Below are 14,919 nucleotides of genomic sequence, written 5' to 3'. Positions count from 1 at the left end.
GAATTTAACTTTAAAAAGTTACCCAAAATCTTCTCCCCAACATCTCCGCTTTTTTCCGGATGAAACTGGGTTCCGTAAAAATTGTCTTTCTGCAGGGCAGATGCATATTCAACATCATAATTTGTTGTGGCTATGGCTTCTGTGCAGTTTGGAGCATAAAAACTATGAACCAAATACATAAATTCATTTTCAGAAATTCCTTTAAATAAATCTGTTTTTAGATCATAAATCTGGTTCCAGCCCATTTGCGGCACTTTTACATTGTTTGAAAATTTCAAAACATCTACGTCAAAAATCCCCAGACCTTTTGTACTTCCTTCTTCTGTTTTATTGCACATTAACTGCATCCCCAGACAAATTCCCAGAACCGGCTGTTTTAATTCGGGAATCAAATTATCCAGACCGCTTTCGCGAAGTTTTGCCATTGCCGAACTCGCCTCGCCTACGCCAGGAAAAATTACTTTATCCGCGGATTTTATTTCATCCGTATTATTACTCAAAACAGCTTTAAAACCCAGTCTTTCAATAGCAAACATAATGCTCTGAATATTTCCTGCTCCGTAATTTATAATTACTATTTTCATTTAATTTTGTTTGTTTTGTTTCAGGTTTCAAGTTTCAAGTTGCTCAACAAAACTTTAAACCTGAAACAATTTTTCTAAAGATCCGTATAATGAGCTATCATTTTGTTTACCAGTCCGTTTTCATTAAAAAACATGACTTCTATTGCCATTTTATTCATTACAGATTTGTAATAAAGTGCAACAGAATTAACTCCCGAAGTGACTTCTTTCAGCTCAAAATGCAAATCAGGTATTTTTTGTAAAGCTTTCTCCCAATATGCCCTAACCTGCTCTTTTCCCTCAAGTGAACCACTCTCTATTCCTGCCGCCAGTTTTATCATAGGCGTAGTAATTTCAATATCTTCTGAATAATGCTTCATGATATCATCCAAATCATGAGAGTTCCAGGATTCTATCCACGTCTTTGCAAATTTTTCAGCATTCATAAGTTTTTGTTTTTTTGTTTCAGGTTTCAGGTTTCAGGTTCAGTAAGCAACCTGAAACTTGAAACCTGAAACAAAATTAATTATAACATCCCTTTCGTTGAAGGTAAGATCATTTTTTCTGTATCTCTTTTTACGGCTACTTTTATCGCTTTCGCGAAAGCTTTAAAGATCGCCTCGATTTTATGATGCTCGTTGATTCCTTCTGCTTTGATATTTAAGTTTGCTTTTGCTCCGTCGGTGAAGGATTTAAAGAAGTGATAAAACATTTCTGTTGGCATTTTTCCAACCATTTCGCGTTTAAATTCAGTTTCCCAGATCAGCCAGTTTCTTCCTCCAAAATCTATTGCGGCCTGTGCCAGACAATCATCCATTGGAAGACAGAATCCGTAACGTTCAATTCCTAGTTTATTTCCTAACGCTTTGGCGAAAACTTCCCCCAAAGCGATGGCCGTATCTTCAATGGTATGATGTTCGTCAACTTCTAAATCACCTTTTACAAGAATTTCAAGGTCCATTTGGCCGTGACGTGAGATTTGATCTAACATGTGGTCAAAAAAGGCAATTCCGGTATCGATTTTGCTTTTTCCTGTTCCGTCCAGGTTTAGATTGATGTAAATATCTGTTTCGTTAGTTTTTCTGGTAATGGATGCCGAACGGGCTTCTAATTTTAAAAATTCATAAATTGTTTTCCAATCCATTGATTGTAATACAATTGTTTCGTCTAATTCTTCACGTTTTGATGAAATTTCATTGCTTCCTGCTCCATCTGTATCGTTCATGAAAATAGCTTTTGCCCCCAGGTTTTTAGCCAATTCTACATCCGTTAAACGATCTCCCAAAACAAATGAATTTGCCAGATCATATTCCGGATTGTTCAGATATTTGGTTAGCATTCCGGTTCTTGGTTTGCGTGTTGGTGCATTATCTTCAGGGAAAGATCTGTCAACAAAAATCTCATCAAAAACAACACCTTCATTTTCAAACGCTTTTAAAATAAAATTCTGCGTTGGCCAAAACGTATCTTCCGGGAAACTCTCCGTTCCTAATCCGTCCTGATTGGTAACCATTGCCAGTTCGTAATCTAATTCATTGGCAATTTTAGCCAGATATTGAAAAGCTTTTGGATAAAACTCCAGTTTATCCAAACTGTCCAATTGTAAATTTTCAGGTTCTAAAACAATCGTTCCGTCACGATCGATAAAAAGTACTTTTTTCATAGGTTATTATTTTGTTCTGCCACGAATTACACTAATTTCTCGAATTTTATTTTACGCAGATTTTAAAAGATTTGAGCAGATACACACAGATAATTTATAAATCAAAATTCCATCTGCTTTAATCTGCCAAATCTGCGTGAAAAAACCTTTTTAATCTGTGGCATTTTTTTTGCACTCTTTGCATAATTCTTTGAGAACTTTGTGGTTAATTTTTACTTTAACAACTTCAATTCTTTAATCAAAACAGCGTTTTCTTCTGCTGTTCCAATTGTAAAACGAAGACAGTTTTCACATAAAGGCTGTGTTGTTCTGTTTCGAATTACAATTCCTTTTTCAATTAACTGATCGTATCTTTTATTGGCATCATCTACTTTTACCAAAACAAAATTGGCTTCAGTCGGATAGATTTTTTCCACAAAACCAACTTCAAGCAATACTTTAAGTAATTCTTCTCTTTGCTCAATAATACTGGTAATTTCAGACTTTATTTTAGCTGAATCTTTTAGGCGTTCTATTGCTCTTTGCTGTGTTAATTCATTTACGTTATAAGGCGGTTTTATTTTATTTAAAACCGAAATAACAGCTTCTGAACCATAACAAATTCCTAAACGGATTCCGGCAAGACCATAAGCTTTTGAAAGTGTCTGAGTAATCACCAGATTGGGATAGGTATCGATTTCTGTCAGCCAGCTTTCTTTATCAGAAAAATCAATATAGGCTTCGTCAATCACGACAAGACCCTTGAAATTTTGAAGTAATTTCACTACGCTTTCATCCGAAAAAGAATTTCCGGTTGGATTATTTGGCGAGCATAAAAAGATGATTTTTGTATTTTCATCAACAGCTTCTAAAATTTTTTCCACCTGAGGCTGAAAATCTGTGGAAAGCAAAATTTCTCTGTTTTCTACCGCATTTATATTGGCCAGCACGCCATACATTCCGTATGTTGGCGGTAATGAAATAATATTATCTGCTTTTGGCTCGCAAAAAGCCCTAAAAAGCAAGTCCAGAACTTCATCGCTTCCGTTTCCTAATAAAATCTGACTTTGTCTGGTAGTATTATTTTTAGCCAAAATAGCTTTAACCGAATTCTGTTGCGGATCCGGATAACGATTGACGCCATTCTGAAACGGATTTTCATTGGCATCCAAAAAGATCATTTCGGCGGTGTCAAAATCTTCAAACTCATCTCTTGCTGAGGAATATGGCTTTAATATTTTGACGTTTTCACGTGTTATTGTATTTATATCGAAAGTATTCATTTTTCAATTTTTATTCCTGCAAGGTTTCTAAAACCCTGTAGGTATTATTGTTTAACTTTTATATCAGGATGAATTTTAATCTTAAGAGGTTTTGGAAACCTCGCAGGATTAGCATCTATTTTAATGATTTCAATCTAAGTGTTACTGCATTTTTATGCGCCTGTAAACCTTCGGCTTCTGCCATCACTTCAATTGCTTTTCCTATATTTAGGATTCCGGTTTTAGAGATTTTCTGAAATGTCATCGATTTCATAAAACTGTCGAGATTTACACCACTGTAATTCTTGGCATAACCGTTTGTTGGCAAGGTATGATTGGTTCCCGAAGCATAATCCCCGGCGCTTTCCGGTGTATAATTCCCGATAAATACCGAACCGGCATTTATAACTCCGTTGCAATAAAAGTCATCGTATTCAGAACAAATAATAAAATGCTCCGGACCATAATCATTAATCAGAGCTAATGCAATCTGGTCATTTTCAACCAGAATCAATTTTGAATTCTCAATCGCTTTTTTAGCTATTTCTTTCCTCGGAAGTTCCTCAATCTGTTCCTGAACCTCTTTTTCTACAGCATCAATCAGTTTTTTTGAAGTCGAAACCAAAATCACCTGACTGTCTGTCCCGTGTTCTGCCTGAGATAATAAATCTGAAGCTACAAAAGCCGGAACGGCAGAGTCATCGGCCACGATTAACAATTCTGAAGGCCCAGCCGGCATGTCTATTGCCACTCCGTGCTGCGTAGCTAACTGTTTGGCTACGGTTACAAATTGATTTCCGGGTCCGAAAATCTTATATACTTTTGGAATAGATTGTGTACCGAAAGTCATTCCTGCTATTGCCTGAATTCCGCCTACTTTCAAAATTTTCGTCACTCCGCATAAATTAGCTGCATATAAAATCGCAGGGTTGATTTTTCCTTTTTTATCGGGTGGCGAACATAAGACAATTTCTTTACAGCCTGCTATTTCTGCGGGTACAGCCAGCATTAAAACCGTCGAAAACAATGGTGCGGTTCCGCCCGGAATGTATAATCCGATTTTCTGGATGGGTCTTTTTTCCTGCCAGCAGTTTACGCCTTCTATGGTTTCAACTGAAATTCTTTGTGTTTTCTGAGCGCTGTGGAATTTATAAATATTGTCTTTTGCTAACTGGATAGCTTCTTTCAGTTCATTTGAAATCAAACCAATAGCTTCCTGAATTTCTTCATTGGAAACTTCGTAATTATCCAAAGCGATTCCGTCAAAAATTGAAGTGTATTTTGCTACTGCTTCATCTCCTTTTTTCTGTACTTCTTTGAAGATTTCCTTAACCGTAACTTCAATGTCGTCTATCGTTTTGGTTGGTCTTTTTAATATTTCAGACCAGGTATCTTGTTTTGGATTGTCTATTTTATTCATTTTTTTTATGCTTTATGCTATAAGCCGTAAGCTTTAAGCTTTCTTAACTTTGTCTATTTTGGCTTAAAGCGTATTGCCTAAAGCCTACAGCGGGCGAAAGCCCTACAAAACCATTTTCTCGATTGGGCAAACTAAAATTCCTTCTGCCCCAACTTCTTTTAACTGATCTATTACATCCCAGAAAGTATCTTTATCGATTACAGAGTGTACGCTGCTCCAGCCTTCCTGAGCTAATGGCAAAACGGTTAAACTTCTCAGAACCGGAAGAATTTTACCTACTGCATCAATTTTATCATTTGGTACATTCATCAGGATGTATTTTGAATTTCTGGCTCTTAAAACCGCCTGAATCCTGAATTTTAAAGTATCAATGTGTTTCTGAATTTCCGGAGAAACTTTGGGAGAAACAGCCAAAACGGCTTCACTTTTTAAAATTACTTCAACTTCTTTCAGGTTGTTTTTGAATAAGGTACTGCCACTGGACACAATGTCTACAATAGCGTCTGCAAGGCCAATGTTTGGTGCAATCTCTACAGAACCGGAAATCTGGTGAATATCAACTGTTAATCCAAAAGAGCTAAAATATTCGTTTACAGTGTTTGGATAAGAGGTTGCGATTCTTAAACCTGCCAAATCCTGAACTGAATTGTATTCTAAAGTTTTAGGAACTGCTACAGAAACTTTGCATTTTGAGAATCCTAATTTCTGAACTACTTCAATTCCTTTCCCTTTCTCTACCAGTAAATTATCACCTACAATGGCTAAATCTACAACACCGTCTATTAAGTATTGAGGGATATCTGAATTTCTTAAATATAAAACTTCCAGAGGAAAATTCGAAGCTTGGGCTTTTAGCTGGTCGATTCCGTTATTGATCGAAATACCGCAATCTTTAAGAATTTGAATGCTTTCTTCGTTTAAACGACCTGATTTTTGAATTGCAATTTTTAAAGTACTCATTTTTTTAGTTGTTTGTTGGATTAATAGTTTGAGTACAAAGAGAGTTAAAATTAAAAAACCCGTTTGATGTACTCAAACGGGTTTTAAAATATGATGATTTACATGCATACCATTAACACATCGCCTGAGAGCAATAATGAAAATGATGATGATGTAATTGAATAGAAATCATGATTTGTGTTATTTTGTATTCTTTGTTTCGGTTGCAAATATAATAGATAAATTCATAAAAAAGCAATTTTTAATTTAACTTAACACTAGTTTATTGTTAAAAAAATTATCATGCGTAGTTTTTATTGCTTTTTTTAAATCTACTCAAACGTTTTAGAATTTTCGTTAAAAGTCAGAACAACTGTTGTTCCGATCCCTATTTCACTATCAATTTTAAATGTAATATGAAGCATCTCAGTCATTCTTTTTACAATTGATAATCCAAGTCCTGTCCCTTTGATTTCAGAATGAAGGGATGAATCGGATCTAAAAAACGGATTCAGTATTGATTCCAGGTCTTTCTTTTCAATTCCGATTCCGTGATCTGAAATTGTACAGCTTATGGTGTCTTTTTCTTTTTTTAGTTCAATTAAAATTTTCCCGTTTTCATTTGAATATTTAATGGCATTTGATATAATATTTCGAATAATGGTGACCAGGAGATAGTTATCCGAGTAAATATAAAATTCGTCACCGGCTTCTAAAACCACATCTATTTTTCTTGAATTTATTTTCTCTGAGTTCAGGGTTAAAACGTCTAAAATTATAGCGTTTAAATAAACGTTTTCTTTGTTTATGTTTAACTTTTGGTTTTCGAAACGAGCCATCAAAAGAAGCTGATCTACCAGAATATTTAAGTGGTCAACTTCATTTATGCAATAATTTATTTTGTCTTCATATTCCTTATTGTCACGGGGTTTCCTGATTAAAACTTCAAGCGTTCCTTTAATAACGGTAAGTGGAGTCCTTAGTTCATGTGACGCATCCGAAGTAAACTGTTTTTCTCGCTTAATAGCATCTTCAATGCGGTCTAATAAATTGTTTATGGTTTTGGAAAGTACGAACAACTCGTCCCGTGTTTTGGGAAGCGGAATCCTTGTTTTTAAATTATCTTTTGTGATGATTTCAGAGGTATTAATTATCGCATTTATTGGCTTTATACTTCGTCCCGCAAAAAATCTTGCAATAAAAAACAGCAGTAATAAAATAATAGGAAAAGCAATTAATAAGGTATCAAAAAGGTTTTTAAGCACTTTGGCTGAATCCGAAAGTGACATTGCAATAATTAAATAACCCACTTTCTTTGATTTTATATGAAGTGGAATCTGAATCTGCCGGATTGTATTGTTTAATAATTTTGTATCAAACAGCTGAAAATGTTCTACACTATCATGAAATACAAGGGTTTCGTTTTTTAAATTGGGTGATTTCTCAATTGTTTTTTTATTCAGATCAAAAAACTGAACAAAAACAGGATTTACATCGACAGAATTATGTTCGCGTTCTTCCCATTCTTCGGCATCCATAAAAATTACCTTTTTATTTTCAACCCTGATTTCTTTTAAATGATCCTGAATTTCGATCATCAAATTTTCATCAATATGTTTGTAAACGGTAAATTTTACAGTAAAATAAATGGCTGAGAAAACCACAAAAATCAGCAGACCTGTGGTTATTATATAATTTAATGCGATTCTGTTTTTAAAGGATAACTGTGCCATTTATAAGTCGTTAGCGATATAGCCTATGCCGCGTATTGTTTTTATATAATCTTCTTCGATTTTTAAATTGAGTTTTTTTCTTATGGCATTCATAAAAACGTCTATCACACCCGTATCATACTCAAAATTAATCCCCCAGACATCCCTTAATATCTGGTTTCTGGTACAGACTTTTCCTTTATTTTGAATTAAATATTTCAATAATTCAAATTCTCTTTGCGTGAGGGCTACTTCTTCATCATTTTTTAAGACAACATGTCTGGATGAATCAATTGTGATTGTGCCCAGAGAAAGGGTTTCAGGCACTTTTGGGTTTCTAAAATGAACCTTTATACGTTCAACTAATTCTTCAAAACTAAATGGCTTTTTGATATAATCGTTGGCACCGGCCTTTAAACCTTCAATTGTTTCCTGAACGGTATCTTTTGCTGTCAAAAAAATAATTGGGGTTCTTTTATCTTTGATTCTAATAGCCTTACACAGGTCCAGCCCATTAATTTTAGGGAGCATCCAGTCGAGTAAAATCAAATCAAACTGTTGGGTTTGCACTAGTTCAAATCCTTTGGAGCCATCGTTTGCTGTGGTTACCAAATATCCTTCTTCCTCCAGGCCCTGTTTCAAAAACTGAACAATCCCTAATTCGTCTTCAACTATTAAAATATGCATTTACAGTCAGTTAAGATTATATTTCCTCAAAGGTAAAAATTTTAAGATTGAGAAAATATTTAAAAATCATCTTAATCTTATAAGTTACAGAATCTTAAGCAAACATTAAGTTAACTCTAACTAAGGCAAAAGTCAAACTTCATTCTTACTTAATCAACCGAAATTAATTTTGTAAAAAAATAATGTCATGACTTTTTACAAGAAACTTTCACCTTTTTACAACCTTGCGGTATTTTACTTTATTGTAAGCTTTCTGCTCAGGGCTGTCTTGTTTTTTCATCCTATAACCCAAAGTTCATTTACTGTACTGCAAAGCCTGAAAATCTTTAGTTTAGGCCTGATTTCAGACTTTTTCGTCTTTATTGTGGCCAGCGTATTTTTGTGGCTGTATCTAATTTTTATTTCAAATTCAAAATACAATAAACCTTCAGGATATATTATTTTGGGCTTTTTAGTAAGTGCTTTTTTATATGTTGCTTCAGGTAAAAGTATTTTTGACGAATATGGTGGCGCTTTGCCACGTATCGTTTTAATCTTTATCGGAATCAAAACTTTTCTTTTTGCACTTTTACTTTTCCTTCCAAAACACAGGGACAAAATCAGATTCTGGCTCTTTGCCTTTGTTATTTTCCTGTATGTTTTAGTGATTCTCCAAAACGGACTAAGCGAATATTTCTTTTGGAATGAATTTGGAGTGAAATATAATTTCATTGCTGTCAATTATCTGATTTACACCAATGAAGTTATCGGAAACATAATGGAATCCTACCCTGTAATTCCGTTATTTTCTGTTCTGTTTATCGTTACCGGAATTGTCACTTACTTTATTATGAGAAAATCCGGAAATTATATTGATGAGATTCCGAAATTAAATGAGAAGTTTAAAATATCCCTTTTATACATTGGATTATTACTGGTTTCTTTTTTTGCGATTCCTGCCCTGGCTAAAACAGAAAATTCTAAAAATATATTTGTTAATGAATTACAATCTAATGGTTTATATAAATTTTACCTGGCTTTTCAGAATAATAAATTAGATTACTTTAAATTTTACAAAACGCTTCCAAACAACAAAGCTTTTTCACTTTTAAAAGAACAGTTTCCGACAATTTCAAATGAGAATACGTCACGAAACATTCAGAGTGATTCCATTGAAAATCATAAAAATGTAGTGCTCATTACGATTGAAAGCTACAGTGCCGAATTCATGAAAATGTATGGAAATCAGGAAAACATCACGCCGTTCCTGGACAGTCTTTCTCAAAAAAGCCTGCAGTTTACAAACTTATATGCTGCCGGAAACCGCACGGTACGCGGACTTGAAGCGGTTACTTTGTGCCTGCCTCCAACAGCCGGTGAAAGTGTCGTAAAACGTGAAGACAACAAAAATAAATTTTCGACAGGAGCTGTTTTTAAGCAAAAAGGATACAATGTAAAATTCATGTATGGCGGTGATGCCTTTTTTGATAATATGCAGGATTTTTATTCCGGAAACGGTTATCAAATTATAGATAAATCAAGTTTCTCTCCTGACGAAATTACTTTTTCTAATGTTTGGGGTGTTTGTGATGAAGACATGTACAACAAGGCAATTAAAGTCATGAATGCCGAAGCAAAAGAAAACAAACCCTTTTTTAATCATATCATGACGGTGAGCAATCACAGACCTTTTACGTATCCGAACAATAAAATTGATATTCCCGGAGATATCAAATCACGTGACGGGGGTGTAAAATATACCGATTATGCACTTAGGAAATTCTTTGCAATGGCTGGTAAGCAACCCTGGTTTAATAATACTGTTTTTGTAATCGTAGCCGATCATTGCGCTTCAAGTGCAGGAAAAACAGAACTTCCTCTGGATAAATACCGAATTCCGGCATTTATTTACAGTCCGCAAATTAAGCCTGAAAGATGTAACAAACTCATGTCACAGATTGATCTTATGCCAACGGTTTTTGGCTTGCTTCATTTTGATTACCAAAGTAAATTTTTTGGTCAGGATGTTTTTAAACCGGATTATAAACCTCGTGCTTTTATTGCTACCTATCAGGATTTGGGATTAATAAAAGATAATGTATTAACGATTTTATCGCCCAAACAACAGGTAAAACAATTTGATTTACGCCTGAATAAAAAAGAAGATGTTGCTCACGATTATCAGATTTATTATGATGAAAAACCGTTAAAATCTGAAAGAACCGATTTGATCAATCAAACTATTGCTTTTTATCAGTCTGCATCGTATGTATTGAAGGAAAAGGAATATCAGTTTAAAGACTTAACTGTCAAAAATCATAAGTTGTACGCCAAAGTTCGTTAAGATAACAGACATAAAAAAAGCCTCAAATCGTTAAGATTTGAGGCTTTTTGATATGGTTTAGAAATTAACCTGAAACAAAAAACTAATCATTTTGGTTTTTCATTCCAAATAAATCTCCTCTTTGATATGTTTTCAAATCCTCTTGCAGGAATTGAAAGTTTCTTTGTGTAACTGCTGGTGAATCTAAATCGCTCAAATCAGGTTTTCCGGCATTTACCCACGCCGTGTACCAAAAACTGGCAGTAGCGGTAATTGCTTTTCTCATTTGGCTTTCGACCATTCCATTTAATTCTTTGTGCAATTTTGAGGCATACTGTTCAGAGAAAATAGCTGTATTATATTTGCTTTTCAATATTTTTCCGTCTGCATCCTTTACAAAAACTTCACCTTCAGGAGTTGCTGTTCTTAGTTTTTTGTCGATATCCAATAAAGGTTGTGCCAAGCTGTGAGTATCATTGATCATATCCCAGGTTGCTTTATGAACATCCTGATAATATTGCGCTTCAGGAACATTTAATTTGTAATTTTTAGCAAACAATTCAGGTAATCTGCTTTCCCAAAGAGAATGAATCCCTTTTTGGTCGCTCAACTGTCCGTCATGATTTGCAGACGTATGCAACGGCATGTGTGCATCTCCAACATAATGACCTAAATCTGCAGCAAGAAACAAAATTTCTGCTCTGTTTTTATCTTTGAATGCTTTGGTTAATTTCACCATTAAGTCTTCTATGTACCAAGGCAAAATCCCGTTGTCATTCAGGAATTTGGCATCATATTTTTTCTTTGCTGCCTCCATAGTCTGCGGTAAACTGTCCACAGATCCAAAGTTTTCCATGTCAAAATAATGTCTTGGGTTTTCGTCTTTGTAATTTAAAGCATATTTACGGATATCAGGAACAGAAGCTTCCTGAGTAATAAAATCGATGTGATTGTAAAAGAAAACCTGAAGAGGTTTTGGCAAAGCCATAACAGCTGCTTTGTTAATTCGTTCATGACCAACGATTCCCCAGGATAATGTCAAAAATCCAATTCCTACTACAATAAATGTGATTAGTTTTGGTTTCATTTTAAAGTTTTTCATTTGTAATTTTTATTTGAACGCAAACTTACCTTATTTAAAGATAATTTAAAAGACTACCAATTAAGAATCTCTTAATTTAACTTTTGATTGTTTTTAAACCTCATAAGTATTATAAGTTCATATTATCAATCATTTTTTATTTGTAAGTTTGTTTTATTTCCAAACTCAATTTTATGCGCCATATTATTTTAAATTTCTTCCTTTTATTCTCAGGTCTTTGTTTTGCTCAGGAAACTGATATACAGCTAAAAAATGTTAGCGATACTATTCTAAACCCAAAAAGAACACTTAAAATTGCCGATCCGATTGATGGTGTAAAAACCATGGAAAAATTGTTTCCCGGAAAATTATACCATCTGGAAGATAAAAATACTTTTGTAAGCTGGAAATGCAAAACTTGTAAACCTTCACCATTTACTGATGTTAATGGTACCGATGGCGATCAGATGTTTCCCTACACAGACGGTGTTGCAACACGACTTCTTCAAAATATCGATTATGCTGATTCAAAAGGAAATCAGTTCAAATTTTTTATATTCAATCACTCTGTCTATGACGCAGACGGACTACAAACCAGCAGATTTACAGGCGGACTTATAGGTATCGCTAAATTTGCAAAAAACGGGAATATCTGGGAAATGAAATCTTTTCAACCCGCTGTAGCCGCTTTTGGTTCTTTTGCCCAGTCGCCCCGACCAAAACTTGTTCAGATTGGAGAAGATCAATATGCATTATCGCTCGTACATGCAAATGGCGGTGCAGGCGGTGCATACAACGGTTATTTATATCTAATTGCAGGGTTTGATGGTAAATATCAGCCTTTGATGGAAGTCAATTATTATAATCTTACAAACAGTATGAGTTCCGATTGGTCAAGTACTTATAGTGTTGCAACGGATAATAATAAAAAGTTTTTCAGGGATATTGTGATTACAACAACCGGATTGTACAAAAAAGCAAAAGGTACAGAGGACGACTATGAACTTGATTTACCCGAAGAAATTACTGCAATGGCAAAAACTAAAAAGCAGTTTAATTTTGTAATTGAAAAACGTTTTTCATTTAGTGGCAAAGCATATAAATCTGTAGGTAAATCAGTTGTGAAATTTTCAAATATAAAATAAAAGAATTAACCCAAATAAAGAATCGAAGCCAACGCTAAACCTGCAATAAAAACCCAAAGGAAGACACCCTGCAGTAATGGCTTCACTCCTACTGCTTTTAACGTATTGACATTTAAAGTTGCACCAATAAGAAACAAGGTAATTGTTAATCCGATTTTGGCAATATTCACCACATAAGGCGCAAAAATAGAGGCTTTTGGAACATAAGAATTTAAAAGCATGGCCAGAATAAACAGTCCGATAAAGTAAGGAATTTTGATTTTTGACCCGACACTTCCTGATTGGTTTTTGAAAAGTACTGCTGTCAAAAGCGAAATCGGAATAATCCATAAAGCCCTGGCCAATTTTACTGTTGTGGCGACCTGCAAAGCTTCCGGTCCATATTTGTTTGCCGCGCCAACTACAGAACTGGTGTCATGAATAGCAATGGCGCACCACAAACCAAATTCTCTCTGCGATAAATCGAGCTGATGCGCTATAAAAGGAAATGCAAATAGAGCAATTGAGTTTAGTATAAAAATCACTCCCAAAGCAATTGAGGTCTGATTCTCATTTGATTTAATTACCGGGGCAATTGCTGCAATAGCACTTCCGCCGCAAATTGCTGTTCCGGAAGATATAAGATGTGATGTTTTACGATCTGTTTTGAGCCATTTTCCCAGAAAAAAACCTAAAACCAATGTGCTAAAAATAGAAAAGACAGTCAGTAGAAAACCTTCTTTTCCTGCTGAAACTGCGTTTGCTGCATTCATACCAAAACCTAATCCTACTACTGAAAATTGTAATAAAAATGTAATGGCTTTGTGATTGAATGTTAAAAAGGGATTTCCAAATAAATTTACGATCACAACTCCCAATAACAAAGCAATCGGCGGTGAAATAACCGAAAGCAGACACAAAATAATCACCGAGGCAAAAACGGCCTGCTGAAAATAAATGCTGACTTCTACTAAATGTGTTGTTGTTTGTTGGTGCGTTTTCAAAATATCGTGCTTAATTATTACCTTACAAAGGTCTGCCGATTAAATTGAAATCGCCAATTGTAAATTGCAATCGACTATAACTTCAGGTTATAGAAAGAGGATATATTTTGAATAAAAAGTTCTGATAAGGGATCTGATTTTCCAAGTAATGTTATGATATAAAAATACCTTTCTATTGCTAAATTTTCAACATCCAGAGCCATTAGCTCGTTATTTTGAAGTTCTTTACTCACCGCATGTATCGACATAAAAGCAAAACAGTCTGAATTTAGCAAATAGGATTTTATACTTTCCGTGCTTCCTAACTGCATTTCAATTTGAAGGTCACTGATTTTTACATCCACTTGTTTTAATGCATATTCTATAACTTCAAGTGTTCCTGATCCCCGCTCGCGGGTTATAAATTTCAACGACTTTAAATCTTCCAGCGAGATTTCATTTTGCTGTACTACAGGATTTTTGTTGTTGCAGACCAAAACCAGTTCATCTTTCAGAAACGGGATGTATTTTATAGATTGGTTTTTAGTTTGCCCTTCAACAATTCCGATTTCAATTTCTTTATTGATTAAGGAATTCTCAATCTGTTCCGTATTTCCATTCAGGAGGTTTACTTTTATATCTTGCTGTTTCTGGTGAAACCGCGCTAAAACTGGTGAAATTATATATTGTGAAATGGTTGTACTTGCTCCTAATCGCAATAAACCCTGACGGTTATCTATAAATGAGCTTAAGTCGAAATCTATTTCCCTGTAGATTTCAAATATACTTTTGGTATGTTTTAGCAGAATTTCTCCCGCTGGTGTCAAAGCTATTTTAGAACCATTTCGTTCGAATAACTTTATTTTGTAGGTTTCCTCTAATTCCTGAATATGTTTAGAAACTGCAGGCTGCGATATATACAATTCGGTTGCCGCTTTAGTAAAGTTAAGACGGAGTGCAACGGTGTAGAAAACTTTTAGCCTGAAATCCATTTTTTGTTTTTTGAATACTTAACTGGAAAAATTTAAATTATTCCTTTTTAATTTTTATTCTCAAAATTTCCATTAGTTTGGTAATTCCATTCTGCATTCCTTGATAGTAATTTCCTTTTTTAAATTCAGGAATAAAATCATGCTCAATTATCTCTTTTGTTTCCTGGTCTGAAAGGTTTTTTTCGATTCCATTTCCAAGTTGAATCCGAATT

General features: G+C 34.5%; 14 protein-coding genes. 2 read left to right on the top strand and 12 right to left on the bottom strand.

Annotation, left to right across the window (positions count from 1 at the left end; genetic code table 11):
• The 8 genes from hisH to DCO46_RS19660 all read right to left on the bottom strand — a co-directional run.
• On the bottom strand, positions 1 to 584 hold a 584-nt coding region (gene hisH / locus DCO46_RS19695; protein WP_116754195.1), incomplete at its 3' end, for an imidazole glycerol phosphate synthase subunit HisH.
• Positions 585 to 658: 74 nt separating this feature from the next.
• Positions 659 to 1,009 carry a nuclear transport factor 2 family protein gene (locus DCO46_RS19690; protein WP_116754194.1) on the bottom strand — a complete coding sequence of 117 codons (351 nt, stop codon included), beginning with the start codon at positions 1,007 to 1,009 and terminating at the stop codon, positions 659 to 661.
• An 80-nt stretch (positions 1,010 to 1,089) separates the two neighbouring features.
• Positions 1,090 to 2,226, bottom strand: a complete 1,137-nt coding sequence (gene hisB, locus DCO46_RS19685) for a bifunctional histidinol-phosphatase/imidazoleglycerol-phosphate dehydratase HisB (protein WP_116754193.1) — start codon at positions 2,224 to 2,226, stop codon at positions 1,090 to 1,092.
• A gap of 212 nt (positions 2,227 to 2,438) precedes the next feature.
• Positions 2,439 to 3,488 (bottom strand): histidinol-phosphate transaminase, encoded by a 1,050-nt coding sequence (hisC, locus tag DCO46_RS19680; RefSeq protein ID WP_116754192.1) that lies wholly within the window; start codon positions 3,486 to 3,488, stop codon positions 2,439 to 2,441.
• Between the two features lie 115 nt (positions 3,489 to 3,603).
• Positions 3,604 to 4,887 (bottom strand): histidinol dehydrogenase, encoded by a 1,284-nt coding sequence (gene hisD / locus DCO46_RS19675; protein WP_116754191.1) that lies wholly within the window; start codon positions 4,885 to 4,887, stop codon positions 3,604 to 3,606.
• 102 nt (positions 4,888 to 4,989) lie between these two features.
• Positions 4,990 to 5,847, bottom strand: coding sequence for an ATP phosphoribosyltransferase (hisG, locus tag DCO46_RS19670; RefSeq protein ID WP_116754190.1), 858 nt, complete (start codon positions 5,845 to 5,847; stop codon positions 4,990 to 4,992).
• Positions 5,848 to 6,158: 311 nt separating this feature from the next.
• Entirely contained in the window at positions 6,159 to 7,559 is a 1,401-nt protein-coding gene (locus DCO46_RS19665) for a sensor histidine kinase (protein WP_116754189.1), read from the bottom strand.
• Complete coding sequence (locus DCO46_RS19660) at positions 7,560 to 8,225, bottom strand: response regulator transcription factor (protein ID WP_116754188.1); 666 nt, start codon at positions 8,223 to 8,225, stop codon at positions 7,560 to 7,562.
• 187 nt (positions 8,226 to 8,412) lie between these two features.
• On the opposite strand from DCO46_RS19660, the gene DCO46_RS19655 reads away from it, so the two are divergent.
• Positions 8,413 to 10,548, top strand: coding sequence for an LTA synthase family protein (locus tag DCO46_RS19655; protein WP_116754187.1), 2,136 nt, complete (start codon positions 8,413 to 8,415; stop codon positions 10,546 to 10,548).
• Positions 10,549 to 10,630: 82 nt separating this feature from the next.
• Here the strand turns inward: DCO46_RS19655 and DCO46_RS19650 are convergent, their stop codons facing one another.
• A complete protein-coding gene (locus tag DCO46_RS19650) occupies positions 10,631 to 11,629 on the bottom strand; it encodes a zinc dependent phospholipase C family protein (RefSeq protein ID WP_116754186.1) in 999 nt (332 codons plus the stop codon).
• A gap of 173 nt (positions 11,630 to 11,802) precedes the next feature.
• Here DCO46_RS19650 and DCO46_RS19645 point away from each other — a divergent pair, with 173 nt between their 5' ends.
• The gene (locus DCO46_RS19645) at positions 11,803 to 12,753 is read left to right on the top strand and encodes a hypothetical protein (protein ID WP_116754185.1); all 951 of its coding nucleotides are present in this window, start codon (positions 11,803 to 11,805) and stop codon (positions 12,751 to 12,753) included.
• Positions 12,754 to 12,758: 5 nt separating this feature from the next.
• On the opposite strand, the gene DCO46_RS19640 is transcribed toward DCO46_RS19645, so the two are convergent.
• From DCO46_RS19640 to DCO46_RS23455, 3 genes are all read right to left on the bottom strand, one after another.
• Positions 12,759 to 13,736: a YeiH family protein gene (locus DCO46_RS19640; RefSeq protein WP_116754184.1), complete on the bottom strand. Its 978-nt coding sequence runs from the start codon at positions 13,734 to 13,736 to the stop codon at positions 12,759 to 12,761.
• 74 nt (positions 13,737 to 13,810) lie between these two features.
• A complete protein-coding gene (locus DCO46_RS19635) occupies positions 13,811 to 14,707 on the bottom strand; it encodes a LysR family transcriptional regulator (protein ID WP_116754183.1) in 897 nt (298 codons plus the stop codon).
• A 37-nt stretch (positions 14,708 to 14,744) separates the two neighbouring features.
• Positions 14,745 to 14,912: a TPM domain-containing protein gene (locus DCO46_RS23455; RefSeq protein WP_410503670.1), complete on the bottom strand. Its 168-nt coding sequence runs from the start codon at positions 14,910 to 14,912 to the stop codon at positions 14,745 to 14,747.
• Between the last annotated feature and the right edge of the window lie 7 nt (positions 14,913 to 14,919).

The sequence above is a fragment of the Flavobacterium sp. HTF genome (genome assembly GCF_003105115.1).
Taxonomy (GTDB): domain Bacteria; phylum Bacteroidota; class Bacteroidia; order Flavobacteriales; family Flavobacteriaceae; genus Flavobacterium.
Note: the sequence above shows the minus strand (reverse complement) of the source record. Positions and strands in the feature narration are given on the sequence as shown.